Annotated in this window: 24 protein-coding genes and 2 pseudogenes; 11 read left to right on the top strand and 15 right to left on the bottom strand. The window is 43.7% G+C overall.

Annotation, left to right across the window (positions count from 1 at the left end; genetic code table 11):
* Positions 1–158 (bottom strand): annotated as a pseudogene (locus tag CH376_RS24940) (TPM domain-containing protein); the annotation flags it as partial.
* Between CH376_RS24940 and CH376_RS09010 the strand changes: the two are divergent.
* Both CH376_RS09010 and CH376_RS09005 read left to right on the top strand, forming a co-directional pair.
* Positions 148–924: pseudogene (locus CH376_RS09010) on the top strand (TPM domain-containing protein); the annotation flags it as partial. The pseudogenes CH376_RS24940 and CH376_RS09010 sit on opposite strands and share 11 nt — an antisense overlap.
* A 13-nt stretch (positions 925–937) precedes the next feature.
* A complete protein-coding gene (locus CH376_RS09005) occupies positions 938–1,504 on the top strand; it encodes a TPM domain-containing protein (RefSeq protein WP_100787194.1) in 567 nt (188 codons plus the stop codon).
* Between the two features lie 409 nt (positions 1,505–1,913).
* On the opposite strand, the gene CH376_RS09000 is transcribed toward CH376_RS09005, so the two are convergent.
* The 4 genes from CH376_RS09000 to CH376_RS08985 form a co-directional block, all read right to left on the bottom strand.
* A complete protein-coding gene (locus tag CH376_RS09000) occupies positions 1,914–2,600 on the bottom strand; it encodes a CsgG/HfaB family protein (RefSeq protein WP_100787193.1) in 687 nt (228 codons plus the stop codon).
* A 167-nt stretch (positions 2,601–2,767) separates the two neighbouring features.
* Positions 2,768–3,076 (bottom strand): antibiotic biosynthesis monooxygenase, encoded by a 309-nt coding sequence (locus CH376_RS08995; RefSeq protein ID WP_100787192.1) that lies wholly within the window; start codon positions 3,074–3,076, stop codon positions 2,768–2,770.
* Between the two features lie 68 nt (positions 3,077–3,144).
* Positions 3,145–3,918 carry a helix-turn-helix domain-containing protein gene (locus CH376_RS08990; protein WP_100787191.1) on the bottom strand — a complete coding sequence of 258 codons (774 nt, stop codon included), beginning with the start codon at positions 3,916–3,918 and terminating at the stop codon, positions 3,145–3,147.
* Between the two features lie 132 nt (positions 3,919–4,050).
* Entirely contained in the window at positions 4,051–4,449 is a 399-nt protein-coding gene (locus CH376_RS08985; RefSeq protein WP_100787217.1) for a SufE family protein, read from the bottom strand.
* Positions 4,450–4,686: 237 nt separating this feature from the next.
* Here CH376_RS08985 and CH376_RS08980 point away from each other — a divergent pair, with 237 nt between their 5' ends.
* Complete coding sequence (locus tag CH376_RS08980) at positions 4,687–5,700, top strand: zinc-dependent alcohol dehydrogenase family protein (RefSeq protein ID WP_100787190.1); 1,014 nt, start codon at positions 4,687–4,689, stop codon at positions 5,698–5,700.
* A gap of 293 nt (positions 5,701–5,993) precedes the next feature.
* On the opposite strand, the gene CH376_RS24420 is transcribed toward CH376_RS08980, so the two are convergent.
* Entirely contained in the window at positions 5,994–6,317 is a 324-nt protein-coding gene (locus CH376_RS24420; RefSeq protein ID WP_207767203.1) for a hypothetical protein, read from the bottom strand.
* 341 nt (positions 6,318–6,658) lie between these two features.
* Here CH376_RS24420 and CH376_RS08970 point away from each other — a divergent pair, with 341 nt between their 5' ends.
* The gene (locus tag CH376_RS08970) at positions 6,659–7,813 is read left to right on the top strand and encodes a TauD/TfdA family dioxygenase (RefSeq protein WP_100787189.1); all 1,155 of its coding nucleotides are present in this window, start codon (positions 6,659–6,661) and stop codon (positions 7,811–7,813) included.
* A gap of 3 nt (positions 7,814–7,816) precedes the next feature.
* On the top strand, positions 7,817–8,725 hold the full coding sequence (locus CH376_RS08965) for a bile acid:sodium symporter family protein (RefSeq protein ID WP_100787188.1): 909 nt from the start codon (positions 7,817–7,819) through the stop codon (positions 8,723–8,725).
* 16 nt (positions 8,726–8,741) lie between these two features.
* Here CH376_RS08965 and trhO read toward each other — a convergent pair whose 3' ends face one another.
* Complete coding sequence (trhO, locus tag CH376_RS08960) at positions 8,742–9,824, bottom strand: oxygen-dependent tRNA uridine(34) hydroxylase TrhO (protein WP_100787187.1); 1,083 nt, start codon at positions 9,822–9,824, stop codon at positions 8,742–8,744.
* 203 nt (positions 9,825–10,027) lie between these two features.
* A complete protein-coding gene (locus tag CH376_RS08955) occupies positions 10,028–10,708 on the bottom strand; it encodes a hypothetical protein (RefSeq protein ID WP_100787186.1) in 681 nt (226 codons plus the stop codon).
* A 230-nt stretch (positions 10,709–10,938) separates the two neighbouring features.
* Between CH376_RS08955 and CH376_RS08950 the strand changes: the two genes are divergently transcribed.
* Both CH376_RS08950 and CH376_RS08945 read left to right on the top strand, forming a co-directional pair.
* Positions 10,939–11,655, top strand: coding sequence for a DNA alkylation repair protein (locus CH376_RS08950; RefSeq protein WP_338063572.1), 717 nt, complete (start codon positions 10,939–10,941; stop codon positions 11,653–11,655).
* Positions 11,656–11,743: 88 nt separating this feature from the next.
* Positions 11,744–12,676 (top strand): LIC12353 family lipoprotein, encoded by a 933-nt coding sequence (locus CH376_RS08945; RefSeq protein ID WP_100787216.1) that lies wholly within the window; start codon positions 11,744–11,746, stop codon positions 12,674–12,676.
* Positions 12,677–12,708: 32 nt separating this feature from the next.
* Here the strand turns inward: CH376_RS08945 and CH376_RS08940 are convergent, their stop codons facing one another.
* A complete protein-coding gene (locus CH376_RS08940; RefSeq protein WP_100787215.1) occupies positions 12,709–13,875 on the bottom strand; it encodes an acyltransferase family protein in 1,167 nt (388 codons plus the stop codon).
* Positions 13,876–14,430: 555 nt separating this feature from the next.
* The gene (gene typA, locus CH376_RS08935) at positions 14,431–16,251 is read right to left on the bottom strand and encodes a translational GTPase TypA (RefSeq protein ID WP_100787184.1); all 1,821 of its coding nucleotides are present in this window, start codon (positions 16,249–16,251) and stop codon (positions 14,431–14,433) included.
* Positions 16,252–16,607: 356 nt separating this feature from the next.
* Here typA and CH376_RS08925 point away from each other — a divergent pair, with 356 nt between their 5' ends.
* Positions 16,608–17,513 (top strand): ankyrin repeat domain-containing protein, encoded by a 906-nt coding sequence (locus tag CH376_RS08925; protein ID WP_100788052.1) that lies wholly within the window; start codon positions 16,608–16,610, stop codon positions 17,511–17,513.
* A 400-nt stretch (positions 17,514–17,913) separates the two neighbouring features.
* On the opposite strand, the gene CH376_RS08920 is transcribed toward CH376_RS08925, so the two are convergent.
* Positions 17,914–18,354, bottom strand: coding sequence for a hypothetical protein (locus CH376_RS08920; protein ID WP_100787214.1), 441 nt, complete (start codon positions 18,352–18,354; stop codon positions 17,914–17,916).
* 780 nt (positions 18,355–19,134) lie between these two features.
* On the opposite strand from CH376_RS08920, the gene CH376_RS08910 reads away from it, so the two are divergent.
* Positions 19,135–21,240, top strand: coding sequence for a molybdopterin-dependent oxidoreductase (locus tag CH376_RS08910; RefSeq protein WP_243394808.1), 2,106 nt, complete (start codon positions 19,135–19,137; stop codon positions 21,238–21,240).
* Positions 21,241–21,332: 92 nt separating this feature from the next.
* Positions 21,333–22,121, top strand: a complete 789-nt coding sequence (locus tag CH376_RS08905; RefSeq protein ID WP_100787179.1) for an HAD family hydrolase — start codon at positions 21,333–21,335, stop codon at positions 22,119–22,121.
* A 257-nt stretch (positions 22,122–22,378) separates the two neighbouring features.
* On the opposite strand, the gene CH376_RS08900 is transcribed toward CH376_RS08905, so the two are convergent.
* From CH376_RS08900 to CH376_RS08890, 3 genes are all read right to left on the bottom strand, one after another.
* Complete coding sequence (locus CH376_RS08900; protein WP_100787178.1) at positions 22,379–23,236, bottom strand: pirin family protein; 858 nt, start codon at positions 23,234–23,236, stop codon at positions 22,379–22,381.
* 88 nt (positions 23,237–23,324) lie between these two features.
* Entirely contained in the window at positions 23,325–24,092 is a 768-nt protein-coding gene (locus CH376_RS24550; RefSeq protein ID WP_243394805.1) for a hypothetical protein, read from the bottom strand.
* 40 nt (positions 24,093–24,132) lie between these two features.
* Positions 24,133–25,347 (bottom strand): TCR/Tet family MFS transporter, encoded by a 1,215-nt coding sequence (locus CH376_RS08890; protein WP_100787177.1) that lies wholly within the window; start codon positions 25,345–25,347, stop codon positions 24,133–24,135.
* Between the two features lie 160 nt (positions 25,348–25,507).
* On the opposite strand from CH376_RS08890, the gene CH376_RS08885 reads away from it, so the two are divergent.
* Positions 25,508–26,137, top strand: a complete 630-nt coding sequence (locus CH376_RS08885; protein ID WP_100787176.1) for a DNA-3-methyladenine glycosylase family protein — start codon at positions 25,508–25,510, stop codon at positions 26,135–26,137.
* Between the two features lie 163 nt (positions 26,138–26,300).
* Here CH376_RS08885 and CH376_RS08880 read toward each other — a convergent pair whose 3' ends face one another.
* The gene (locus CH376_RS08880) at positions 26,301–26,822 is read right to left on the bottom strand and encodes a TlpA family protein disulfide reductase (protein WP_420843540.1); all 522 of its coding nucleotides are present in this window, start codon (positions 26,820–26,822) and stop codon (positions 26,301–26,303) included.
* Positions 26,823–26,833 lie beyond the last annotated feature (11 nt).

Here is a 26,833-nt window from a genome sequence, read left to right as displayed (position 1 = left end):
CGTCCCGTGAGAATCGATTTTTGAGAATCCGTCAGAGTGGAAGTGGTATCCGTTACTTGAGTTTTGAGCGCGGGTATTTCCGGATCTTCCGCTTTCCATTCTTCCCTTTGAAGAATCCAAGAAGAATTTTCAGTCCTCACGTTCCAACCCGCGCTCAAAACTCAAGTAACGGATACCACTTCCACTCTGACGGATTCTCAAAAATCGATTCTCACGGGACGACTGGTTCAGTTTGAAAGAAGAAAAGGAAGTCAGATCGCGGTCCTCGTGGTCGGCTCCACCAAAGATTGGACGATCGAAGAATACGCCGTAAAAGCGTTCGAGCGGTGGAAGCTCGGACGCAAGGGAGTCGACGACGGGGTTCTCCTTGTCGTTGCGATCCAAGATCATAAGACCAGAATCGAAGTAGGATACGGATTGGAAGGTGCGGTTCCGGACGCAATCGCCAAACGGATCATAAGCGATTTTATGATTCCTCGATTCAAAGAAGGAGACTACTACCAAGGAATCTCCGACGGAATCGATCGGCTCATCTCCACGATCAACGGAGAAGAACTTCCCGCGGCGAGCGGACGCGTCGCAGGATCGGATTCCGAATCCGGCGGAGACATGCCCGAACTTCCGAACAAACTCATCACAGCCTTCATCATCTTAGTCGTAGTCGGAAAAATTTTCGGATTCTTATTCGGGAACGGATTGTCCGGGGGAATCAGCGGAATCATCTTCATCGTTCTCGGTTTATTTTGGTCGATCACACTTTGGATGTTGATCCCCGGTGCGCTTCTTCTTTGGTTCTTTGTGCTCGCAAACGGAGCGGGATTGGGAGGCGGTTCCGGTTCGTCCTGGGGTTCCTCTTCGGGAGGAGGATCTTGGAGCGGAGGCGGCGGAAGTTCCGGAGGCGGAGGAGCTTCCGGAAGTTGGTAGAAAGGACGCGGATATGACTTTAAAAAATCGAACAAAAGAAAAATCAAAAATCCTCAGAGCCGGAAATCATCTTTTAGAATCCTTTTTTTCCGCGCTCTCGCTTTCATCGGATAAATCGAAATCCCCAAGATTCAAAAGATTCTTCAGCGAAGAAGACTTAAAGAAAATTGAATATTCCGTTTCAGAATCGGAAAAACTTCACACCGGCGAAATCAAAGTCATCCTGGAAGGAAATCTTCCTTTGTTTAAAATTTTAAACGGGTTCGACGCGAAACGAAGAGCCGAAGAACTTTTTTCCGAAAGAAGAATTTGGGATACCGAGGAAAACACCGGAATCCTCATTTACGTCCAGTTAGTCGATAAAAAGATAGAATTGCTGGCCGATCGAGGAATCTACAAAAAGATCGGACAACCTACGTTAGACGAAATTTGCACCCAAATGGAAGACGGATTTAGGTCCGGAGAATATCTCAAAAGTACGATCGATGCGATAGAACGATTCACAAAACTTCTCCAAAAACATTTTCCCGCCGGCAAACAAAACCCGAACGAACTCTCCGATCGTCCCGAATTGATTTAGAGGATGATAAGAATCATCGTTTCCGATTCCCTGTTTGAATCGATCCGAAAATTCGCGCTTTCCTTACCGTCGCAATCGAGGATATCAAGTGGAAGAAGGGCTTGGAGTTTACAATTCACAAAAAAAGTCCTACCTTTCTTTTCGGAGCGTCCAATACGATCCGTTTCCAATGTGCGCGAAAGACGCAAAAGCCATTTCCCTCAAAAATACTTCATTTAGACGCCTTATTTCTCGAGATACGCCCGGTTCAACGCACTTCAGTCTAGGCGCGTCCTATGAAAGAATTGTAAAAAACTGGATTCTTATCAAATGGTCTGAAATAAACTTCCCGCAAAACTAAGAAAAACGAACTGATGTCTTCCACGATTAGTCCGCTTGTTTCCTCTTTCATTGTGTGAAATTGCCATCCTTAGAATAATAGAAACAATTTGCTTCCATCCGGAATATTTTCAAACCATTTATCCACAACTTGGTTTATTAACTTTTCATCCAGCGTTTCATCCTCAACAAACACCTCGCCGATCGCCAGAATACGACCGTCCTTAACCGAAACCAACTTTCCGGTAAGAGTGACTTCGTAATTCCTAACGTAGGCGCCGCTAACCTTCACTTCGATTTTACTTAGCATAATTAGATCCGCGGTAGCGAGTTTCCCGATTTGAATATTTTTCTCATTATCAAAAAGACCTGTTTGATAAAGAGAAGATTCTTTCAGTAACTTTACGATTTCCGATCTTTCAAGAGGAATTAATTTTTTCGATAAAAGAAGTGCGTTCATCCGATTGATAATCTTATTTTCCAGCTTAGAAAGGATTTCTTTCGTTCTTAATTCGGTTTTCTTTATTTCGTTATTGTAACGATCTGATACTCGTAGTATTCCACGTTCTCTTTCCGCCTCGGTAATCTCATTCGTATAATCAAATTGTTTCTTAATTTGTTCCATTAGAGAATCGCTTTCAAGCGCATTCGCGTCAAACTCGACGGAAAGAACGGCGACCTTGTTCTGCGTTTTGTATTCTTCGTGACTGATCGATTGCACTTTAGAATAATTTTTACTGCAACCAACCATTAGGAGAAAGAGGATTAACGATTTCATTCTTTAGTTGCCTATCTTTTAAATTTTCTTAAAAACTTACGTGCATTTTAAGGAAATAAGACCTAAATTAAAACAAATAGGTCCATAGTAAATTCAAATGATAGTATCAAACCGGAATATTAAAACCTCATTCATGAGCGGATTAAATTACGAAGATCATTCGCAACTCATACGAATTCCTCGAAAATCCCTCTATCGATCGTGATACCCAAACGCCGCAGCATCGCGGGCATATCAAAACCCTGTTTCTCGTATTCGGCGAAGACGTTTTTTTTTGCGTTGTCGATCGCCTCTTGATCTTTCCAAACCGCAACCGTCACAAAAACGAGGTCATTCCCCTCCTCTCTCGAATATGCGGAATCTTGAATGAACCCGGAAAGCGTTTTAATAAAACCTCGGTTGATTTTGACTCTTTCAAAAAATTCTTCCCGAGACGATTTGGGAACGATAAAACGATCAATCAATATTTTCTGCATTCTTCTTCTCCTTGAACGAATAAAGAATACGCGAAGATCAAAGATCAAAATTGTAAAAAATCAGAAATTTACCAGAACGCCGGAGCCTTGAAAAAATCCTTCGGCGTTTGTCCGGTAAAGGATCTAAAATCTTTGATGAAGTGCGCTTGATCGAAATAACCGGCGTCATGAGATAGATCGGTCAGAGTTTGAAAGGAAGAATAACGTTCAATGAGGGATTTGATTCTTATCAAATTAGCGAATTGTTTCGGAGAAGTTCCGATCGTTTTACGAAACCTTTTTTCATAAGAATCCCTGCTGATCGGCATTCCCTGAAGAATTTCGGTAATTTTTAGATTACCATTCGTGTTTCGAATTCTTCTTACCGTCTCCATCACAAGCAGGTCCGCGTTCGTTCCGCGGATTTGGGAAAGTAAGAATTTTTCAAGGATCCCGATTTTTCCTTCGTTCGTTTTTGTCTCGAAAAGTTTTTCTTCGATCAGAGCAATTCGAGATTTGGGAAGGATTTGATCCAGAGAAAGATTGATGCCGAAAATTTCATTCATCGGGATCGGAAAAAATTCGGAAGCTCCTCCTTCTTTGAAGTTTACGAGAAGCATCGACGCCTTTTTTGAATATCGGATCAGACGGAAATTTTTTCGAAGACCGGCGATTCCTAAAACCGGAACCAAATTCTCCTTCGAGTTCTCGGTGATACGGACGTCTCCTTCCATTCGAAATGATAAAACCGCCGAAGAGTTGGGGAGAATCCGATTCTCCCTTTCCACTCCGCTCTCGATGATCATATAATCCCTGATATACGATCTCAAAAGTCCGTTTGGATGATAGGTTTTGATGTTCATGAAAGTTAGAAGTTCAATTTGTTAAGCGAAGTCGAGATTCGTATCCTCCAAAAAAGTCATCCCGCGCAGCAGATAAATTCCTGTTTCGGGAAAAAAGTCGCAACTAAGACGAACCTCCGGTAAAAATCCGGATCAGCTATTTCTTAAAATATTCACCATCGAATAAAGTCCGTTTCTTCGCGACATGGAAAGGTGCTTGTCCAATCCGATCTCTTTTAAAAATTCGAGAGAGGCGTTTTTGATTTCTTCCCTTGTTCTTCCCGAAAATACTCGAATGAGAAGCGCGATCATTCCGCGTGTGATCGCCGAATCGCTGTCAGCTTGAAAGACCACTTTGCCTTCGGTCTCTTCCGAAACGATCCATACGCGGGATTGACAACCAGGAACGAGACGTTCCTGCGTTTTTAAAGAATCGGGAATGGGACCGAGTTCGTCGCCCATCTCGATGAGAAGCTGATAACGTTCCTGCCAATCGGTACATTCGGAAAATTCTGAAACGATTTCTCTCTGAACTTCTTCTATGCTACTCATGACTTCTCCTTCCAGCTTTTCCATAAGACTCGAGCGAGCAATCAGAAAAAGGGAAACGTCCGTTACAACGAATCTTCGTATCTTAGACGATTCTTATCCTCAATTAGAACGATCCGCGTCCTTTGAATCGAAGGAAAGATTCAAAAAGAAAGAAGCCGCGTAAAAAGTAAAAAATGAGTTTTCTTGCAAAGGAAATCTCAGAAAACATTCCAAGAGATCCGGGGGAAAATCGTTTTTATGAAAGTATATGAAATCCAAAATCAGTTCGGACTGGAGAATCTAAAAATCGCGGAAAGACCTGACCCGACTCCGTCTCACGGAGAAGTTGTGGTGAGAATGAAAGCGGCTTCTTTGAACTACAGAGATTATCTTATGGCGATCGGAAGATACAACCCGAAACAAAAACTTCCTCTGATTCCTCTTTCGGACGGGGCCGGTGAAATCGTCCAGATCGGACCGGGAGTTACGAAATGGAAAGTCGGAGACAAGGTCTGCGCCAACTTCGCGCAGACTTGGTTGGACGGCGCTCCCGATGTCGACATGCTTCGAAACACGCTGGGAGGTCCACTGGACGGAACCCTTTGTGAGTTAAGAATTTTCGGCGAACACGGCCTGGTTCCGATGCCGGAAAATATTTCCTTCGCGGAAGCGTCCACTTTGCCTTGCGCCGCGTTGACCGCTTACACCGCGATCGTTACTCACGGAAACATACAACCCGGGGCTACGGTGGTCGTTCAAGGAACCGGAGGCGTTTCCATTTTTGCATTACAATTTGCTAAAATGATGGGAGCCAAGGTGATCGCGACCTCCTCCAGCGACGATAAGCTGAAAAAAGTAAAAGAATTGGGCGCGGACGAAGTCATCAACTACAACGAAAAAACGAACTGGGATCGGGAAGTTAGGAAGATGACCAACATGAAAGGCGCCGATCTTATCATCGAAGTCGGAGGCGCCGGAACCTTGCAAAAATCGATCTCGAGCACGAAACCTTGGGGAACCATCGCACTCATCGGAGTTCTCGCAGGTGGAGAAAGTAATAACCTCTCCCTGTTTCCGATTCTAATGCAGGGAATCCGAGTCCAAGGAATCATCGTGGGAAGCAGAAGAAACTTCGAAGATATGAACAAAGCAATCAGCGTAAACGGAATCAAACCGGTCGTGGACGAAGTCTATTCTTTCGAGGAAACTCCGAAGGCTTACGAAACCCTCAAGGCGGGAAAACATTTCGGAAAAGTTTGCATCGAGATCTAAGGATTTTGGATAAAAACACATTCCGTTTTTAGAATCTATTTTTATCCGGCCCTTTTGTCCACTTTCCTTCGAATCGCATCCCCGGTCCATTGGATCAGTTAACGAGAAGAATTACGATCGTCACCGTGGCGAACATGATTCCGTCTTCGTATCTGTAATAACCGAAACGAATCGCGAGATCGCCGATTTCCCCTCCGTCCACGATCCTATTCATCGCCGAAAAACCGAAACGACTGACCGTTGTCAGCGTAATTCCGGAAACTATTCCGGGTATCGCTTCGGGGAGAAGAATTTCACGAATAATCAGTGTTAGACTGGCTCCGGTGGAAAACCGCGGCTTCCAAAACCACGTCCGATATTTCGCATAACGTGGATTCCACCAGTCTTGCTAAGAAGGGAATCGCCGCTACGGAAAGCGGAACGGACGCCGACAAAGGACAAAGGACAAAGGACCGATAGTCGTTCCGGTGATCCACTTGCGTGATCGGCAACAAAGCGACAAGAAGAATCAGACTGGAGTTCAACCGTAGAATTAGTGCAAAGCCTCTCGTTCCTTTTCGAAAGAGTGAAATTCTTCCAAATTTTAAATAAGAGCTCAATTCTAATATTACAATCATTTTTCTGCTTTACTAATAATTTATCTCACAAAACGAACGTATTCAAAAATTCAGAACGTCGGAATGACTTAAATACTATGTTTTTTGATTAAAATTGATTTCATCTTATCATTCAATGAGATTAAAAGAATGGCTAATTCAGTAAAGCACAGGACTCCTTGAGGAATATACAAAGGAACGAGACGTCTCTTGCCCGTTTCGTTTTATTAAATTTTTAATCTGTTATAACAAATTATCCTTGTGCTACGGGAAAACCGCATTCTTATCGTACCTAAAAAATACCTTTTCCAAATGAATCCTTGAGTAGGATCTGGAAATCTTTTCGAGGGACGTTATTCACCATGGCGACAAAAACTCTTACCAAATCGAAGACTAAGGGAAAGACACAATCCAAGCCGAAATCGAAGTCGGTTGTTTCTAAAAAGACAAACGTAAAATCGGATTCTTCCTTACAAAAAGGTTTTTTGGATCCTAAAAACCCGCTTCCGGTTGTTTATCAACCAAGATCGCCGGAACAAGCGGATAAATCCTCTCTGATTCAATGGATAAAATCCAACAAACGCGTGTTAAATGACGACCTTAAGGAATACGGCGCGATTCTGTTCCGAGGTTTTGAAATAGAGTCCCCTCAGGACTTCGAAGACGTGATCCTAAACGTCGATCCGAATCTAAAAAACAATTATCTCGGAACTTCGCCTCGTAACCAAGTAACCAAATATGCGTTCACTGCGACCGAACTTCCTCCAGCCTATCCGATCATGCAACACGCCGAGATGAGTTTTTTAGATTCTCCTCCTCGAAAACTTTTTTTCTTCTGCGGCCAGGCTCCCGGTCAATTTGGAGAAACGCCGATCACGGATCTCAGAAAGGTGCTTCAAGAAGTTCCTCAATCGATCCGTGATAAATTCGAAAAACATAAGATAGAATACTCGAGAGTTTATAACGGCCCGTCCAATCAGTCCCGCTTTCAGTTTTGGAAAACGAAACGTTGGGACGAAATGTTTCAGACAAAAAGTCGAGACGAAGTCGAGAAGATTTCTAAAAAGCAAAACTTCAAGGTGGAATGGTTCGGCGACGACAATCTTCGTTTGATAAACACCACTCTCGCAATCAGGAAACATCCGGAATTTAAAACGCTCGCGTGGCACAATCATTCGCAGGTATTTCATATCGACGCCGCAAGAAAGGAATACTGGCATATCTTTGCCCGTCAAAAAACGATTCGAGGTTTTTTTATCGGAATAGCGTTGGAAGTACTGACTCTTCTCAAAAAACTTACCACAAAAAAGGAATATCTGGATACGCATTGCAATTATGGAAACGGAGAAGAGATTTCTCTCGATGAACTCGTTCAGATTCAAGACGTATTCTGGAAAAACATCTCGCTCTTCTCCTGGCAGAACGGAGACGTCCTCGTGATCGACAATTATTCCGTATCACACGGAAGGCATCCGTTCTCCGGTCCGAGAAACATTTACGTGGCCTGGGCGGATTGATCGATGCAGGATTTGGACGCTGTTCGGATTAATTTTCACGAAAGTGGATTAGTATTTTTGAATATACTTCTAGGGCTGATCATGTTCGGGATCGCCCTGGAACTCAAGTTAGAGGATTTCAAACTTCTTTTTAAAAAGCCGAGAGCGTCCGTCACAGGAATCGTTTCCCAATTTTTTCTCTTCCCGTTCGCGACCTATCTTTTACTCTGGATTTTAAATCCGCCTCCCGGAGTTGCGTTAGGCATGCTTCTCGTCGCCGCTTGTCCGGGCGGCAATATCTCCAACTTCATCACTTCTCTCGCGAAAGGCAACACGGCGCTTTCCATTTCTTTAACCGCGGTTTCATCCTCTCTTGCAATTGTTGCGACTCCGTTTAATTTCTTTTTTTGGGGGAATCTTTATCCGCCCGTCCACAAAACGTTAAAGGAAATCACGTTAGATCCCTTCGACGTATTCAAGGCGATTCTAATCATCTTGTTGATTCCGATCACACTCGGCCTTCTTACGAATCGTTTTCTTCCCAAGTTCGCTAAAAAAGCGGAGAAGCCGCTCAAGCTACTTTCCGCGCTCATCTTTGCCGCGTTTCTCGTGATCGCGCTCGCCGCGAATTTTCAGGCTTTTTTGCAGGTAATTCACCGCGTCTTTCTTTACGTTTTCCTAATGAACTCGATCGGTTTTATTCTAGGTTATTATTTTGCGAAATGGATGCGGTTGGACGAGAAAGACGCAAGATGTATTTCGATCGAAACCGGAATTCAAAACTCGGGACTCGGCTTAGTTCTCATCTTCGCTTTTTTCGGAGGACAAGGAAGTATGGCGATCATCGCCGCAATTTGGGGGATATGGCACGCGATCGCCGGAGTGAGTCTTGCTTGGTTCTGGTCCAAGCGCACGGAATCGGCAACTGCCTAACGAGTGCGATAGAATTTTAAGTTTTATAGAGTTCGGAAATTTTCGGACGAATTCTAGATTTCGTAAAAAATCGATTGTCGTTCAGTTTCCCCTTACGGATTTCCTTTTGTTTGTCCTTAGGTAAATGAAGAATCGTTCTGCATTCTTCCGTACAACAACCTTCGAACTTTTCCGAACAACTTTCGCACTGGATAAATAGAATGTGACAACCTGGATTCGCACAATTGACGTGACGATCGCTTTTTTGACCGCACTGATGACAGGTGGAGATGACTTCGGTTCCGATCTTTTCCTGTAGACGCCCGTCGAAAACGAAATTCTTACCTTTGAATTTGGACTCGAGTCCCTTTTCGGCGACTTCGTGGGCGTAGGAAATGATCCCTCCGTGAAGCTGATTTACGTCCTTAAACCCGTGATGTTTTAACCACGCGCTCGCTTTTTCACAGCGGATTCCCCCGGTGCAGTACATTAGAATTTTCTCATCCTCTTTTCCGTTTAACAACTCCAGAAGCATCTGAAGTTCTTCTCTAAACGTATCGGATTGAGGGAGAAGCGCTTTTTCAAAATGGCCGATTTCACTCTCGTAGTGATTTCGAACATCCACCACGATGGTTTTTTCGGAATCCAGATGCCGGTTGAATTCTTCCGCGGAAAGATGATTGCCTACGTTAGTCACATCGAATGCGTCGTCGTCCAAACCGTCGGCCACGATTTTTTTTCTAATCTTCAGATCCAGTTTTAAGAAAGATTCTCTATCGTCTTCAACCGCGATTTTGAACGGCATATCTTTAAATTCTTTTCTGGAATCCAAATTCTCGCGAAATTTATCAAAGTTATGAGAAGGTACGGAAAGTTGAGCGTTGATTCCTTCTCTCGCGATATAGATTCGTCCTAAAACTCCGAGAAAGTCCCATTCCAAATAAAGCCGATCTCTCAGAATCTCCACGTCTTCTAAGATGACATAACGGTAAAAAGAAAGCGTGGTTCGCGGAAAGTTTTCGGACTCAAGTCGTTTTTTTAAAATTTCCTTTCCGTAGATATTATGGAGGGGACGTTTTTTCGTCTTCACTTCCTTTTCTCTTTCTTCCCGATTTGTCATACTTTCTTAACTTTGAAATTCGGACGCTTTCTGACAAGCCTTTCTTATCTCCCAAAATCTCGTCCCGACCTCTTTCCTTGTTCTCTAAGGAACAAAGAAGCCGAAAAAAGAAGTCACCGTTTTTACTTCGACGGGGATTCGAGCGCCTCGGATGCAATTCTTATTTTTAAGATTTAGAGCGTAGGAGCTTTCGGATTTCGACTTTACAAGTCCTCATAGATTCTCTTTGAGTCCATCTTATGTCCGAGATAAGCGATCAAAGCGTAAAGGACAAGAGCCTGCACCGCGAAAACGTAGATATTCTCCGGGACGGGAGCGAAAGGATTGATGAAAATTAGAATTAAAAAAAATCCCGCAAGAATCTGCATTCCCCACTTTCCGGAGAATCCGTTCCCGCTCACGCTGCCGCGGAAATAATACGCGAAAGAAAGAACGGTAAGAGCGGCTTCGATTCCCACCGTAAGCCAAAGATTGTTCCAAAGACCGAAGCCCAATTTTGTTCCCGAATCCGTAAGGATCGGAAGATCGGGCGTATGAACCGGTAAGTCTAAAAGATAATGCGAAATAACCGAAAGTGCGACCGCAAACGCGATCTTCCGTTTGTTAGTTGTATCCTCCGCCTTAGTATAAAAATAGAATCCGCAAAAAACCAGGATCGACCATAGAACTCCCGCAATCAGACTGTGAGTATAAGGCATATAATAAAGATCGAATGGATTGCTCTCGGTAAATCCCGGAATCAGTCTCATGTGTTCTATTCCGAGCATGACAAAGATCATAAATAAAAAATCGACAAATTGAACGCCGACTAACAGAGACCAAAAAGGCGTTTTCGGAACCGTCTTTTTTAATACAAAGGCAACGCTATAATGTCCGATGAACATAGAATTCTCCTTTCCGAAGATCGTTAAAATCGGACTGAATTCGATCTCTTTGCTAAAGCGAAGTCAATCGTTTACCGGATTTTCAGATCTAAAAAAACAAACACGATTTTGAAAATTTTCGAACGTATTCTTCGAATCAAAATAGGATTGATAGGAAGACTGCGTCCGCTTACCAAAGACCGATGAAAGATTTTTCGATTTCCCCGAAAGCTGAAGATGTCAGGAAAGCATTGCAGGAATTAAGCGATCCCAACAAGGCGGATTTTCTTTCCCGCTTTTTTAAAACCGGACCCGGAGAATACGCGGATGGAGATATCTTTCTCGGAATAACGGTCCCGAATCAGAGAAAGATCGCCAAACAGTACAAAGACCTTTCTCTCAAAGAGGCGGAAGTCCTTTTGCAATCCCCGATTCACGAAGAAAGACTTACTTCACTCTTTATTCTTTGCTATCAGTTTGAGAAAGGAGACGTAAAATTAAAAAAACAACTCCACCAATTCTATCTCAAAAATCTTAAGTACGTAAACAACTGGGACTTGGTGGATCTCAGCTCGAGAGTTTTAATCGGCGATTATCTTTTGGATAAGGATCGAACGATTTTATATCGACTTGCCAAATCGAAAAACTTATGGGAAAGAAGAATTTCCGTTCTTTCCACTTACGCTTTGATTCGTGCAAAAGATTTTAAAGACATCCTAAAAATTTCGGAAACTCTCATAAAGGACAAAGAGGACCTCATACAAAAGGCGGTCGGTTGGATGCTTCGGGAAGTCGGGAATCGGAATCGAGCGGTTGAAGTCGTTTTTTTGGATCGTTTCGCGGAAAGAATGCCGAGAACGATGCTTCGTTATGCGATCGAAAAATTTCCGGAAGATCTCAAAAGAAAATACATGGCCGCCGGAAAAAATCCGAAACCCAATCCTAAGAAAAAAGGAACGCGAAAATAAAGTCAAAGCGCCGGAACAAAAAGAACAAAGGAGTAAAAAGATACTTTACCCTCAAAAAGAAGAATCCATTCTAACCTTCGGAACTTTTATGAAAATCAAAACGATCCATATTCTTATTTTATTATATACTTTTTCGTTTCTCGACTGCGCAGGCAACTTAAAGGGGAAGCCCATCCCTTCCGATCCGAACCTGAGCGGTCTTTATCTTTCTTCGGAAACAAACGAATGGGTCAAGGACGGAAAACTTAAACTCGAAGTCCTGAGCATCTTTCCTAAAGCAAACGGCGAACTCGCGTTTGAACGGAAGACGATCGTCAGACTTTCGTTTATCGCAAGCGACAACAGGGAAGAATGGAGAATCAGATCGGGCGGCGTCGTCACGAGTCAAAACGAAATTCTACTCCAGGAATCCTTATACCAGGAATATCACGTTCTACACATGGGAGCCCGCGAGTCCGATCCCAAAAAATGGAAGCTTAACGAAATGGGAGCTCCCGCAAAGGTGAGAGAAGTTGGCAACGTCACTTCGAGCGGAAATCTTCTAGGAGAAATTTCGCCGGACGGAAGAGAATTGAAATTTTCCAAAACGATCTACCGTAAAATCGGGAATGCGTTTTTAGGAAGAATCACAACCACAGTAAATCAAAAGAAACTAACGTTGGACAACGAAATCAGCGGCGTGGTTTTTTACAAAGGCGGAGAAAACGTGGAGGATAGAATCGTCGCAGTATTTTCTAAAACCGATTTTATCAGACCGGGAATGATCTTTTTCGTCGGAGCCGGCAAGGTTCCTTGCAGGATCATAGAAGTTTTTCAACAATCCGCCACCTTAGAGCCGGTATCCAAAAAGAATTTTTCCGCGGCCATCGGAGATCCGGTTGTTTTGGAAGGAACGGTGGATAACAAAGCGGTCAACAAAAGAGCGACCGCGGACGAACTGATTCGTAAACTAAAGTCGGATCCGAACGTGAGCAAGGAAGAGTTGATCAGGGAAATCGAGAAGTTAAAGAACGAGAGGTAATTTTAGAAAATTATAATATCTTTTCGATCTTCTTATTTCGAAATCATTCTGGAACGCAATTTCTGAAACGGATATTCGATAAGAATATAAAGCGGAATCGCCAAAAGAACGATCAAGACTAAGACGGACGCGAATTGGGTTAAGAATACCAATAAAGATTCCGGCTCCGATTTGATGCCGAGGATTGAAATGGCGACTCCTATCAAAACGAGATGCCAGAGATAGATCGTAAAACTCAATCTTGCGATCGGAACGAATAATCTCAGACTCAAAAATTTGTGCAGAAATCCTTCGAACCGAACGATCGAAAGCGTCAGAATCCCCGCAAAACCTAAATTCAAAAAATTATATTTGATCGTGTGAGTGAAAACATTATCCATACCCCCGTGGATCCAATGCGCGCCGAACAGTAGGGAAAGAAAAAAGACCAGACAACCGTAATAAACGAAATCGTTTTGTTTTAGTTTATCCACGATGCGCTTGTGGTTCGTATAAATATCCATCGCAATCACTCCGACGACGATAGAGTCGAATCGAGTATGAAAAGGGAAATAGATCTCTTGATAATAACCGGGAGAAGAAGGATACTCCGTCCTTCCGTAAATCCAAAATCGCGTCAAGGTAGGAATCAAAACAAGAAGCCACAAAAAACACTGTCTCGCTTTGGGACCTCTTTTGAATAAAAGCCAACCGCAGAAAAAAGGAAAAATCATATAGAACTGCTCTTCCATGGATAAGGACCAGGTATGAATGTTGAATCCTTGGAAGTAGTTACCGAGAAAAACGAAATCTCCCCAAGAATTCATCAAGGATAAGCTCAAACGATTTGTCTGTTGCAGCATTTCGTTTCTCCGAGAGACCTCCAACGCGACGACCAAGAAGGTAAGACTGATCGTAAGAAAGATAAAGTAAGAAGGAAAGATGCGAAGAGTTCTTTTGAGATAGAAGTTTTTAAAGTTGATCTTTCCGTTTTTCTTCCAATCCTTCCACAAACCCATAGAGATTAAAAAGCCGCTGAGAACAAAGGAAAGATCCACGCCAGACCAAAAAAAAGATTCGGAATGAAACGTTCCCAATTCTTCCCAAACGAGCGCGTAGTGATTCAAGATCACTAGAATCATTGCGAGAGCGCGGAGTCCATTGAGAGATTGGATCTCCGATTTTCTATGAAACCAAATATCTCTTATAAAAGCTTTCACGCTTTCTCCAAATTCATTATCGGAAGTTTTATCAATGAGCCCTCCGTCAAATTCAAATAGCAATCGACGTATAACGTAGAGCTTAGACACACTTTGCTCTTCGATCTTTCCATTTATATACGTAACAGAAATTTAAGATGGACATTTTTTTTAAGATTTTTTTGGAAATTTAATTTAGCCTAAAAGATAAGCACTTCGAAATCATATAAGGCAAAATGTTTACGTTGAAGCCCGATTCTTTTTATTATATCCGTTCTTTTTTTTGAGATCATAGAAAAATATAAACGAATGATAAATCGACATTCCTGATCTCGATAATTCACATTCAATAAATAGAATATTCCAAGGAATTTCAGACTTAGTGGTTAAAATGACGACTAACGCAGAATTGTTAGGAGAATAAAAACGGTTCCTCGCCTAATGATTGTTAGAAAAAGTGAAAAACAAATCGAAGTTTTTGAAAGGAAAACGGAAGAACGGAGGACTTGAGTTGAAAAGAGGAAGGAAGAAGGTAAAAAAAACCGCAGACTTTTTAGGGCCCGCGGTTTTTCGCGATTACTTGTTGCGTTTACGCATATTCGCGTCGAGAAATTTCTTACGAAGACGTAAGCTCTGAGGAGTTACTTCCAAAAGTTCGTCGTCGTCCAAGAATTCGATGTTCTGTTCGAGAGAAAACTTTCTGGGAGGAACCAGGCGAATCGCCTCGTCCGCGCCGGAGGAACGAACGTTACTCAGCTTTTTCTCTTTTACCGGATTCACTTCAAGATCGTTCTCGCGAGAATGAATTCCGATGATCATTCCGGGATAAACGGCTGTATTCGGTCCGATCACCAACTCTCCCCTTTCCTGAATCTTCCAGAGAGCGTAGGCGGTGGATTCTCCGGAGTCCATAGAAATCAGGGCGCCGTTCTTACGACCTGGAATATCTCCTTTGTAAACGTCGAAACGAAGGAAACGGGAAGACATCACGCCTTCACCGCGCGTTTCAGAAATAAAGTAACCTCTGAAACCGATGATTCCTCTGGTCGGTATTACGAATTCTACTCGGGTCATTCCGGACGGATGCGCGTCCATCAATTGAAGTTCGCCTTTTCTTCTGTTGAGTTCGGAGATGATCTGCCCGGTGAACTGATCGGGAATGTCCATCACCAAATACTCGTAAGGTTCCAATTTCTGACCTTGTTCGTTGGACTTTAAGATTACTTCCGGACGAGACACTTGGATCTCAAATCCTTCTCTTCTCATCGTTTCGATAAGAACGGATAAATGAAGTTCTCCGCGTCCCAGAACCTTAAAACGATCCTTGTCTTCCGTTTCTTCCAATCTCATCGCTACGTTGGTTTCCAACTCTCGGTCCAAACGTTCACGGATGTTACGAGTGGTTACGAACTTTCCTTCTTTTCCGGCAAACGGAGAATTGTTTACCATAAAATACATGGAAACCGTCGGTTCTTCGACTTCGATCGCCGGTCTTGGAGCGGGCTTTCCAGGTTCGCAAATCGTATCTCCGATAAATACATCGGGAAGTCCTGCGATCGCGATGATGTCTCCCGCCTCCGCTGTGTTGACTTCGTTTCTTTTGAGACCTTCGAAGTTGTATAATTTTGTTATGCGAAATAGGGTCGTATCCGCGGGAACGGCCGTATCCGATTTTTTTGCGGCCAATTGGATCACGTTCATTCCAAGGGCCATCTTTCCGGCGTAAATTTTTCCTACGGCGATTCTTCCTACGTAGTCGTTATAATCCAAGGAAGTGACTTGAAATTGAAGAGGAGCTTCGTTGTCGGCCTGAACCGGAGGAACGTGACTGAGAACCGTATCCAAAAGAGGATCCAGATTTGTTCCCGGAGCGTCGCTCAGATTGTTCACAGCCCAACCTTGTTTCGCAGAAGCGTAAACGATCGGAAAATCCAATTGTTCGTCGGTGGCTCCTAAGTCGGAAAAGAGATCAAAGACCATATCCACGACCGCTTCCGGTCTTGCTCCGGGACGATCGATCTTATTGATGACGAGAATGGGTTTGTGGCCGAGTTGAAGGGATTTGCCGAGAACAAAACGTGTCTGAGGCATCGGCCCATCGAAAGCATCCACGAGAAGAAGACAGGAATCCGCAGTAGAAAGTACACGTTCCACTTCCCCGCCGAAATCCGCGTGGCCCGGGGTGTCAACGACGTTGATTCTGGTTCCTTTATAAACGACGGCGGTGTTCTTTGCTTTGATCGTAATTCCTTTTTCCTTTTCCAGGTCATTGGAGTCCATGATCCGATCCGTGTCTTCTTTGGCAGTGACTGCTCCGGTCTGACGGAGGATTCCGTCTAAGAGGGTGGTTTTCCCATGGTCAACGTGGGCGATAATAGCGATATTGCGGATTTCCATTCTAAGACCAAAAATTTCGGAAGCCTCCTGGTGTAAACCCCGATTTTTGTCAATTTTTTAAAGGAAGAATTTTGATAAGAATTCCACTCGAAATCTGAGGTCGGAACTCCGAAAACCTGGAGTTTAGTCGATTGGCGCTCCACCTTACCCTTCCATTCTAAGATTCGAAAATTTCGTTCAAGAATTTCCTAAAAAGGGCTTTTTCCTTCATTGACGGAAAATCTTTTTCCGACCGATCTTTGCGGACTTAGAAAAATGGAGTCGGAATTCCGGGAGAATTGTTTGATCTTATCAAAAGATGAGAACCGGATAAAAGTGATACACGTTCCGGATTCTTCAGTGGTTATAAAGTCGAAATGAAATTTCGGCAAGTTATGAAGTCTTACGTGAAAGTTTATACAATTCTTATTTTTATTCTTATTTCGATCCAAGCCGGCGTCGCTCAAACGAAGTCGGAGGACATCGACGAACAACTGATCGACTCGGTTTTAATCCGGGATTTGGATCGAATCCAAATTCTTCTTTCGAAAGGGGCCGATCCGAACGCTCGAAAAATCGAACACGAATACCACGTAGTCGATCACCCGAACCCGCTTTGTCATTATAATTCCTGTACCCGAATTTATAAGATTCCTTCTGCGATAGAAATCGCTATCGAAACCAACCAGCCAAAGGCTTTGGAATTACTCCTAAAACCCGGATCTTCCCATCCGAGAATTCTGAGATTAGCAAGAGATTTACGGCGTTTAGAAATGTTTCGCTATTTGGTAAAAAACGGGGTCAGTGAAAACGGACACGAATTAGAAAGCGCCGCGCATTTCTGCGATATAGAATATCTCAAAATTCTTTTAGAGGGAGGAATTCGAGATAACGGACTTGCCGAGCCGGATACTTCGGGTTCTCCCATTATCAGCGCCGCGTCATCCAATTGTCCCGCCGCACTGGAGTTATTGATTTCTTTTGGATACGATATTGACGAACTCCAGCCGGATTACGGATATTTGAAAACACAGCCCACTCCCAAAATGACACCGATCTTAGCGGCGATTCGAAACGGGGCCGTTGATTGTTATCGTCTTTTAAGGAAGAAAAATGCGAAGTTGAAAGCGGCGGATGGAATCAAACTGATTCGCTCTGAGATTGAACAGTACTATCCGAAACTTTTGAACAAAAAAGGAAAACTTTCCGAAGATGAACTTCGTTATAAGGAAATCTTCATCGATCTCATGGAATTCAAAAAGATCCAAGAAACTTCCAAGTGAGTCTTGGATCGAGGATCCGCTCTAAAGCCCAAAAATCAGAAAAGATTTCCGGTTTATAAAAATATAATGTTTTTTGTGTGAGTTCCTACGAATTACGTCGCGTCCGTTTTTTGTGAGAATTGGAATCTTTCTCTAAGATTGAAAAAAGTATGAGTTCCTACTTTTTCTACCTTTAGATAGGCCTATAAGACTGCAAAAAGCCCTCCTAAGGAAGCGCCTCGTCCGTAATCGTATTTCATTTATAGAATATAATAATAATTTTATAAACCAGAGCTCCCATTCTTGCTCGATTTTTTGGTTGAGATCAAACGATTCTTCTTGGTTGGATTTTAAATTTCCGGGGGTTGTCCTTTTATTTTCAAAAGTATGAGTTCCTACTTTTGAAAATAAAACGGGAGTCTTAGGTTGTCGGAAAGAAATCCGGTTCCAGAATTCTCGGGCAATACTGAAAGATCGCGCTGAGATAATGTCTCGCGATCGAATGAAAGATCCATTCTCCCGCGTTCTTGAGAGAATCTTTGAACTCCGGAATGGGATAACCTTTTCTTCGAAAGAGAGAATCCAGATCCCAGTCTTCTTCTCCGGGAATCACTTGGATCTTGAGCATCGCGTAGAAGGAATGATTTTCAGGATCGTAACGAAAGACGAGCGAACGGGACGCTAAAGGGTTTCGAATCGTAAAGGTCGCCCAACTTCCTTTAGGACCGGATTCTCCGCCGCTCAGAGAATAGAGTTCATATCCGTGTTCTTTTTCTTCTCCAAAGAATTCCTTAAACTCTGAGTAAAACGCCTCCGAAAATTCCTTTTGTAGTTTGCGATTGAGTTCGGAATCGTCGGACATATTTGGAAAGATTTTTTGCCCTCTCCTTTCTGGGAAGTCTTTTGGAAATGAAGGAGTTCCTACATTCGAAGAATTTCCGAAAAGCCGGCGTCCTTTTTTAAGAAAAGTATGAGTTCCTACTTTTGAAAGAAAACAAGGAAGAATCAAACCTCCTTTACGATCCATTCAGGGAGTTCCCACATTAAGAGAATCTAGTGAGAACAAAGACTTCTTCTTTCAAAGTATGAGTTCCTACTTTCGGATTGTTTTAGGAAGATTTTAGCGTTCTCAGTAAAAGTATGAGTTCCTACTTCCGGATTGTTTTAGGAAGATTTTAGCGTTCTCAGTAAAAGTATGAGTTCCTACTTCCGGATTGTTTTTAGGAAGATTTTAGCGTTCTCAGTAAAAGTATGAGTTCCTACTTTTTAGAGAAATGTCGAAAACAAACAACGGAGTTCCGACCTCTTGGTCGCAAAACAAGGTCCCTGTTTTCCATCCGCAAGGGACAGGAAGGCCTTGGTCTGGTAAAAAAAGAAGCGCCTTTCGTCTCTTAGAACGCCCTTTTACCAGACCGAGCGGGAATCCGCGAGGCCGGACTCGGCCCGGTCCGCCCTCTTAAGAACGCCTCTTCGTTTTCTCCGCGTTTGGCGGATGCGGCCAAAATTTATTTCTTTGTCTCCCCGAAGAAATCGGATAAAATTCTTGCTGATTTTCAAATCTCGGATTCCATCAAATCCGTCTTTTGAGAGGAAATTCATGAGTCAAAAAACCCACTTTCGTTCTTGCACCCTCTGCGAAGCTATGTGCGGCTTACGCATCGAAGTAGAAGACGGTAAAATTTCCGCGATCCGCGGCGACAAGGACGATCCTTTCAGTCGAGGTCATCTCTGCGCCAAAGGCCCCGAACTCAAAAATCTATACGAAGATCCCGATCGTCTTAAATTTCCTCTCAAACGAACCCCGAACGGTTGGATTCAAGTTTCCTGGGTGGAAGCCCTTTCGGAAACCGCTAAGGCGCTTTTTGAAATTCAAAATAAATACGGGAACGATTCAGTCGCCGTCTACAACGGAAATCCGAACGTTCACAACTACGGCTCCATGCTCTTCGGTCAGAGATTTTCCAATCGTCTTAAAACTAAAAATCATTATTCTGCGACTTCGGTGGATCAACTTCCTCATCAACTTCTTTCCTATCTTATGTTCGGTCATCAGCTCCTCATTCCGATTCCGGACATCGATCATACGAAATACTTTCTCATCTTAGGCGGAAATCCCTTCGCTTCGAACGGAAGTCTTATGACCGTTCCCGACGTAAAAAAAAGATTAAAAGAACTCCAGGAAAGAGGAGGAAAGTTCATCGTCATCGATCCGAGAAAAACGGAAACCGCAACCCACGCGGACGAACACGTTTTTATCCGCCCGGGCGCCGACGCTTTTTTTCTATTAGCAATCTTGCATGTTTTCTTTGAGAAGAATCTAGTAAAACCTTCTTCTCTTTTCGATTCGAAGGATCTTTCTTTCATTCACGATCTCGCTTCGAAATATTCTCCCTCGAAAGTGGAAAAGGCGACCGGTGTTCCCGCGTCGACCATAGAAAGAATCGCTCTGGATTTTTCCTCTTCCGAAAGCGCGGTCTGTTACGGAAGAATCGGAGTCTCCACCCAGGCCTTCGGCGCTCTTTCCCAGTGGCTCATCAATCTTGTGAACATTCTCACCGGTAATTTGGATAAGAAGGGAGGCGCAATGTTCACCCTCCCCGCCGTCGATCCGATCGATCCAAAAGGCGCGTTGAAAAGTTCTCCCGGAACATTCAACACGTTCCAAACAAGAGTGAGAAAACTTCCCGAGTTCAGCGACGAACTTCCGGTGGCCGCCCTCTCGGAAGAAATGCTCACTCCGGGAGAAGGACAAATCAAAGCCTTCGTAACTTCGGCGGGTAATCCGGTTCTCTCCACTCCGAACGGCGCCAAACTTGAAGAAGGTTTGAAAAATTTGGAATTTATGGTCTCCGTCGATTTTTACATCAACGAAACCACACAACACGCGAATTACATTCTCCCTCCGACTTCCGCTTTGGAACACGATCACTACGATATGATCTTCAATGTCTTTGCGGTTCGCAACACTACGAAATACGCGCAACCGATCTTTGATCCGGAGCCCGGGATGCTTCACGACTGGGAAATTTTTACCGATCTCACAAAAAGACTCGAACTTTTGAGAGCAGGAAAGCCGCTTCCCGATCAACTGATTACTACCAAACTCGGACCTTCGACGGTCATCGATTTCGCGCTTCGAACCGGACCTTACGGTGAAAAAGGAAAACACAATCGAATGCTCAACATTCAATTGTTAAAAGAAAACCCTCACGGAATCGATCTTGGTCCTCTCATGAGTTGTTTTCCGGAAAGACTTCTCACCGAAGACAAAAAGATCCGCCTTCTCCCCAAACCTGTGTTAGACGACCTTCCGAGACTCGCAAAAAAATTCGAAGAATGGTCCGAAGGCGAAAAAGGAAAAAACTTTCTCCTCATCGGGAGAAGACATCTTCGGAACAACAATTCCTGGATGCACAATATGCCGAAACTTATGACCGGAAAAAATCGTTGTACTCTTTTGATCCATCCGGACGACGCGAAGAATTTAGGAATATCCGAAGAGGAGGAAGTCCAAGTGGAATCCAGAGTGGGAAGAATTTTGATTCCTACCGAAATCACGGACGAGATTATGCCCGGGGTTGTAAGCATTCCGCACGGCTTCGGACACGGTAAGAACGGGGTTCGCCTGAACGTCGCCAAACAATTCGCGGGCGTAAGCATCAACGATCTTACGGACGAGGAATCTCTGGACGAACTTTCCGGGAACGCCGCGTTTACCGGGATTCCGGTAAACATTCAAAAAAAATAATATTCTAAATTTTAAGATTCTTATCTTTTTGGGAAGTTTTGAATCGGATTTCTCTTTGAGAATATAGTAAGAATCGGATCGGATTTTTATTTTTGGATTTTCCGGTAAAAAATCCGTTTTTATACGAATCGAATGCTTTTTTTGAAAACTTTCGTTTTTTGATTCGTAGGTCTTTACGGCTTCGCTCTTTGATGGTTCGAATGAAGTGTTTTCTTTTCGATATCGACGGAACTCTGATCCATTCCCATTCGGACCACAATCGATTCTATCGGGAGACGATCCGGGAAATTTTAGGTTTGGATCCGGAGAAAATTCCTTGGGAAATGTTTACGAACATTACGGACGACGGAGTCGTTCAGGACGTCCACAGACATCATTTCCAAAAAGAAATCGAAGACGAAAAATTCTCGATCTTCAAAGAAAGATTCACGGAAAAGATTCGAAGCTCGGTCGAAGAAAATTCTTCCCTTTATCCTGAAATTTCAGGCGCTAAAAAATTCTTAGAATCTCTGGAGATGAAAAAACTGCCTCTGGGAATCATCACGGGAAGTTGGCTGATTCCCGCTCGGGTGAAAACAAAGAACGCGAAGATTCCGATTGAAAGATTTCCGATCTCTTCCAGCGAGGATGCTCAGAACAGAAACGGAATCATTTTGAAAACTCTGCAGAAACTCAAAGCAGTTCATTCGGTCGAAGATTTTTCCGAAGTGGTTTATTTTGGAGACGGCCTCTGGGATTGGAGAGCGAGTCAAGAATTGGGTCTTAGATTTATCGGGATCAACAGTATGGAAAATGATCTCTTAAAGAAGAATGGAGTTCCGACCGTATTTCAGAATTACACGGCGCCGGAGAAAATCCTCCGGGAGATCGGTGTTCTTTGATTTTTTGTGTGAGTTCCTACTTTTTTCAACAAAGAATCGAGGGAGTTCCCGCGTTCTTTGGTAAAACAAATCATTCGTGAAGAAAAATGGCAACGACGCCCATCGTAAAATTCGTAAAAAAGTATGAGTTCCTACTTTTTCAACAAAAGCGCCCGTCCAAAAGAAGGGCAAACGCGGGAACTCCCCCTCTCGCGATCGTAATCATCCCGTCCGATTCGAAAAAAGTAGGAACTCATACTTTTCTCAAAAAACGTCCCTCAACCGGGAGGAAGAGGAATTCGATCCACTTCTCCGGGAACGACTGGAAAACGTTCTTCCTTCCATTCTAATTTTGCCCTTTCGATTCTTTCCAAGGAAGTCGAAACAAAATTCCACCAGAGATGACGTCTCTCGGGAAGAGGAACTCCTCCAAGAAGAATGGCGCGCACACCGTCCTTCGAGGAAAAAGAAACGGTTTCCCCCAAATCAAAGACGGCCATTTGTCCGACTTCGACCTTATTACCGTGAACTTCCAAACTCCCGCGAGAAACGTAAAGAGCGGATTCTTGATCGGAAGGAATCTTCCATTCTCCTTTTGCGCCGGCTTTTGCCTCTAAGTCTCCGTAAAAAAGAGAAGAATAAACTTTCACCGGAGAACGTTCTCCTAAAAACTCTCCCGCGGCAAGACGTAACTCCCAGAGATCACCGGAGAGAATCGGAATCTGTTCCCGATCTAAATGAAAAAATTCGGCGTCCACTTCTTCCGATGCTTTGGGAAGAGCGACCCAAGTTTGAATTCCTTCGAGAAAAGAAAAATGAGGATCCAACTGAGAACGTTCGCTGTGTGCGATCCCGGAACCCGCTGTCATCCAATTGACTTCGAAAGGACGAATAGGCACCTCGGTTCCGATGCTGTCCCGATGAAGAATCACTCCATCGTAAAGATAAGTGATCGTCGCAAGACCGATATGAGGATGCGCGCGAACTACAAGTTCCTTACCGGTAAGAATCGGAACAGGGCCCATGTGATCCACAAAAACAAAGGGGCCTACGTGACGCGCCTCGAAGGAGGGAAGAATTCTTCGAACTCGGAAATTATCGCCGAGGTCTTTGAGAACTGAGGAGATGATTTTCATAGATAGAACTTAGACTTTCTTATGAGAACATTTTGAAAAGGAGGATTTGAAAGAAAAAAGGAATTCCCCGCTCTTACCCGGAACGAAACTATTTCCTTACTTCCGCTTTTGCAAAATTGATTTCTTGCGAACAATAAAGATTCGCGTGCGCAAGTTCCGTTTCCGCCTGCGACTTCAGCCATTCCGCGTCCTTCTGAAACTTCTCGTTCACGAGATCGTAGATTCTTATATCTGTCGAATCCGAATGACTTACGACGTGATTTTCCTCCTTTCTGAATTCTTTTCTCCAATTGAGGACAAAGTCCGAAAGTTTGTTTTTACGAAAGGAAGAAAGGTTTTCTTTTGCGGTCTCGCAGTTTTGAATCAATTCTTCCACGGCGGCTTTTGCGATTTGATCCTCTTTTTTCTCCCGAATTTTTCGATAAGCGATCGTGATCAAACCCACGGTCAAAACCGTTTCCACGGCTCCCGGAATCGGAACGATCAGCGCGATCAAAACGGCCGCCACCAATTGTCTTTTGACCGAAGTGCTGTTTTTCTCCAGCTCCAATCCGTGTTTTTTAATCTCCTCGATTCGTCTATCAAAACGCTCCAGAAGAGGTCTGTGGACTTTTTCCTCGAAAAGATTGAGCTTCTCCTCCGCTTCCTTGTATTTCGTTTTCACTCCGATCTTGGAAGAAAAAACCTGGCCGTCCTGATTGATGTAACCCAAAAGAATTTTCTGATTCGGAGGAATCACGGACGGTTTCTCGCGGGGAAAAGTATAACATCCGCAAAAAAGAAACAAGGACAAAAAACAGAACGCCTCCGCCCTCGTTTTGAATATAAGTATATTCAAATTTAATAATTTTCGCATACTCTTTCTCCCGAGCGTAATCTATCCCCTAAATTCGAATCTAAGAATGGTGTTTTCTCAAAGATCCGACCGCGATCCAAAGACTCAGCGCGGTCAACGCGGTTCCCATCCAGAGAGGCGCCTCCGGAGAATAAAAAGGCGCGTTCTTTCCGGTAAAATACGAGAACAGTCCGGTCATCAACAGCGGACCGATGATCGCGGTGACGCTCGTCAAACTCGTAAGCGCCCCTTGTAATTCTCCTTGTTCGTTCTCCGGAACCTGAGAAGACATGATTCCCTGCAAAGGAGGCATCGCGATTCCTCCAAAACAATAAGGAATCAAAAACACGAACATCATCCAACTTTCCGTAGCAAGCGCAAATAACGCGTATCCGAGTCCGCTCAAAGTCAAACCCAAGTAGATGCTCCGATTCTGACCGAGCACCGGAAGAATCAATCGAATCAGCACTCCGAGAGTAAGCGCATAAACGAATCCCACTACGCCGAGGGAATACCCGACCATCTCTTCGTCCCACTGAAACTTTTCCATCGTATAATAATTCCAAGTTCCCTGAACTGCGTGGGCGGCCGTATTGATTAGGAAAAAAGCGGCCACCAATCCTAAGATCATAGGATAACGTTCTAGGCTGAGGAGAGAACCGATCGGATTCGATTTTGTCCATTCAAACTTCCTTCGATTCTCCTTGGATAAGGATTCCGGTAGAATAAAAAATCCGAAAAGCCAGTTGATCAGAGTCAGACCTGCGGCCGCCAAAAAAGGTGCCCTGGATCCGTACTGTCCTAGAAGGCCGCCGAGAACCGGACCGATGATAAAGCCGAGACCGAAGGCGGCTCCTAAGATTCCAAAATTAGCCGCCCGTTTTTCAGGCGGACTGATATCGGCGATGTATGCGTAACCGGTCGTAAAACTGGCGCCCATTACGCCTGCGATCACGCGCCCGACAAACAGCCAAAAGATGGAAGGAGCAAACGCCAAGAATAAATAATCCAAAGTAAATCCGAACAAGGAAGCAAGAAGAACCGGTCTTCTTCCAAATTGATCGCTCAGACTTCCCACAAAAGGCGCGCACACAAATTGAACGAGCGAATACGCAAACATCAGCATCCCGCCCGTAAGGGCGGCGTCGCTCAACGAACCGTGGGTCAATTCCTGAATCAATTTCGGAAGAACGGGAATGATGATTCCGAATCCGATCACGTCGATAAGAACGGTAACAAAGATAAAACCTAAAGCTGCGGGACGTTTGGCATTCATAAGGAACACTAAACAAATAATAAGCAAGCGATCAACAAAAAAATAAAAAAGTAGGCGGAAACCTAAAAATCGTTTTTCGTGAAAGCGCGCCGAACGAAAAAGAAGTTTCCGAAATCCGTTAAAAAGAAATTCAATTTTTTGAATTCGATGATTTCATCCTATGATCCGCACCTTTGACAAAGAAGAATTTTACAAGATCTGCGATCGTTTGTTTGAAATCGATTCGGATCTACATTCTATTTTTTTAAAATACGGTTATCCGCCTTTTTGGAGTCGAAAACCGAATTTCGAAACTCTGATCCATATCATCTTGGAACAACAGGTCTCGCTCGCTTCCGCAAAGGCCGCGTTGGACAAACTCAAAAAAAGAATCGGAAACGTAACCGCAAAAAAAATCGTTTTGTTAAGCGACGCGCAACTTCGGGAATGTTACTTCAGCAGACAAAAAACGCTCTACGCGAGAGAGCTCGCGAACGCGGTCCTTTCAAAACGGATCGTTCTATCTCATTTGGCCGACCTTCCGGACCAATCGATTCGGACACGGCTCACTTCCGTAAAGGGAATCGGAAACTGGACCGTGGACGTATTTCTTTTGATGTCCCTTCATCGGACCGATGTTTTTCCGATAGGAGATCTTGCGTTGCTTCAATCTCTAAAAAAAGTCAAACGACTTCCGGCGAAGACACCTTCGGAAAAGATAATAAAGCTCGGAGAAAAATGGGAGCCTTATCGTTCGATCGCAACGATGCTTTTCTGGCATTCTTATCTCGAGGAAAGAAAAAAGGTATAAAAAAAGATTTTCGATTTTTCGTAAAGCATGGTCGTCGATTGGTCCGATTTCTCATCCGCTGAATGTTTCCATTCTTATTTTTAAACATTCGAAGGATAAGAATTTTGTCCGCAGTCCATTGCGTTCTAAGGTGATCTCGAGAAATAAAATTTTATAAGGGATCTCATTCCCGCTTTGTGAAAGAATTTAGAAAATTCTCAAGTGAAACGTTGCCCGCTTCGGTGAAACCTTCGATTCTTAAAAGAATTTCTTGTTTTCCGTCGAGAACAAACACCGTAGGCAATCCGTTGATTTTCGCCTGATCATAACTCGAAGCAAGAGGATCGACTAACGTCTCGGTTTCTTTTTCCAATTTTAGAATTTTAGAATATTCTTTCCCGGTATCAAAATCGTCCCCCACAAAGACGATCCAAAGTTTCACCTTATGACCTCTTTGAGAAAGAAGATTGGCTTGTTTGGTAAGACGCTGCAGGATCGGAACCTGTTCTTTACAAGGTTTACAGGTAGAACCCGTAAAGTTAAGAATCAGCAAATCCTTTTTCGAAAATTCCCTGAGAGAATCGGAAAGAACGATTCTTTCCTTTTTGAGATTGTAAAATGCGAAATTAGAAAGGGGTTCGGACGACACGGTTCCCCAAGAAGTTAGGAAAAGAATTAGAATCGAGAGACTTTTTTTCGAAATCAAGAGACGCGGGC

The sequence above is a fragment of the Leptospira adleri genome (assembly GCF_002811985.1).
GTDB lineage: Bacteria > Spirochaetota > Leptospiria > Leptospirales > Leptospiraceae > Leptospira > Leptospira adleri.
This window is presented reverse-complemented; position numbering and strand designations above follow the sequence as displayed.

What these genes read in the sequence shown, in the direction of transcription:
- CH376_RS08970 (WP_100787189.1), top strand. Translation starts at nt 6,659, where the DNA reads ATGGCGACAAAAACTCTTACCAAATCGAAGACTAAGGGAAAGACACAA.
- CH376_RS08965 (WP_100787188.1), top strand. Translation starts at nt 7,817, where the DNA reads ATGCAGGATTTGGACGCTGTTCGGATTAATTTTCACGAAAGTGGATTA.
- CH376_RS08925 (WP_100788052.1), top strand. Translation starts at nt 16,608, where the DNA reads ATGAAATTTCGGCAAGTTATGAAGTCTTACGTGAAAGTTTATACAATT.
- CH376_RS08945 (WP_100787216.1), top strand. Translation starts at nt 11,744, where the DNA reads ATGAAAATCAAAACGATCCATATTCTTATTTTATTATATACTTTTTCG.
- CH376_RS08890 (WP_100787177.1), bottom strand. Translation starts at nt 25,347, where the DNA reads ATGAATGCCAAACGTCCCGCAGCTTTAGGTTTTATCTTTGTTACCGTT.
- CH376_RS08920 (WP_100787214.1), bottom strand. Translation starts at nt 18,354, where the DNA reads ATGTCCGACGATTCCGAACTCAATCGCAAACTACAAAAGGAATTTTCG.
- CH376_RS08990 (WP_100787191.1), bottom strand. Translation starts at nt 3,918, where the DNA reads ATGAACATCAAAACCTATCATCCAAACGGACTTTTGAGATCGTATATC.
- CH376_RS08995 (WP_100787192.1), bottom strand. Translation starts at nt 3,076, where the DNA reads ATGCAGAAAATATTGATTGATCGTTTTATCGTTCCCAAATCGTCTCGG.
- trhO (WP_100787187.1), bottom strand. Translation starts at nt 9,824, where the DNA reads ATGACAAATCGGGAAGAAAGAGAAAAGGAAGTGAAGACGAAAAAACGT.
- CH376_RS09000 (WP_100787193.1), bottom strand. Translation starts at nt 2,600, where the DNA reads ATGAAATCGTTAATCCTCTTTCTCCTAATGGTTGGTTGCAGTAAAAAT.
- CH376_RS08955 (WP_100787186.1), bottom strand. Translation starts at nt 10,708, where the DNA reads ATGTTCATCGGACATTATAGCGTTGCCTTTGTATTAAAAAAGACGGTT.
- CH376_RS24420 (WP_207767203.1), bottom strand. Translation starts at nt 6,317, where the DNA reads ATGATTGTAATATTAGAATTGAGCTCTTATTTAAAATTTGGAAGAATT.
- CH376_RS24550 (WP_243394805.1), bottom strand. Translation starts at nt 24,092, where the DNA reads ATGCGAAAATTATTAAATTTGAATATACTTATATTCAAAACGAGGGCG.
- typA (WP_100787184.1), bottom strand. Translation starts at nt 16,251, where the DNA reads ATGGAAATCCGCAATATCGCTATTATCGCCCACGTTGACCATGGGAAA.
- CH376_RS09005 (WP_100787194.1), top strand. Translation starts at nt 938, where the DNA reads ATGACTTTAAAAAATCGAACAAAAGAAAAATCAAAAATCCTCAGAGCC.
- CH376_RS08910 (WP_243394808.1), top strand. Translation starts at nt 19,135, where the DNA reads ATGTGCGGCTTACGCATCGAAGTAGAAGACGGTAAAATTTCCGCGATC.
- CH376_RS08900 (WP_100787178.1), bottom strand. Translation starts at nt 23,236, where the DNA reads ATGAAAATCATCTCCTCAGTTCTCAAAGACCTCGGCGATAATTTCCGA.
- CH376_RS08885 (WP_100787176.1), top strand. Translation starts at nt 25,508, where the DNA reads ATGATCCGCACCTTTGACAAAGAAGAATTTTACAAGATCTGCGATCGT.
- CH376_RS08980 (WP_100787190.1), top strand. Translation starts at nt 4,687, where the DNA reads ATGAAAGTATATGAAATCCAAAATCAGTTCGGACTGGAGAATCTAAAA.
- CH376_RS08985 (WP_100787217.1), bottom strand. Translation starts at nt 4,449, where the DNA reads ATGAGTAGCATAGAAGAAGTTCAGAGAGAAATCGTTTCAGAATTTTCC.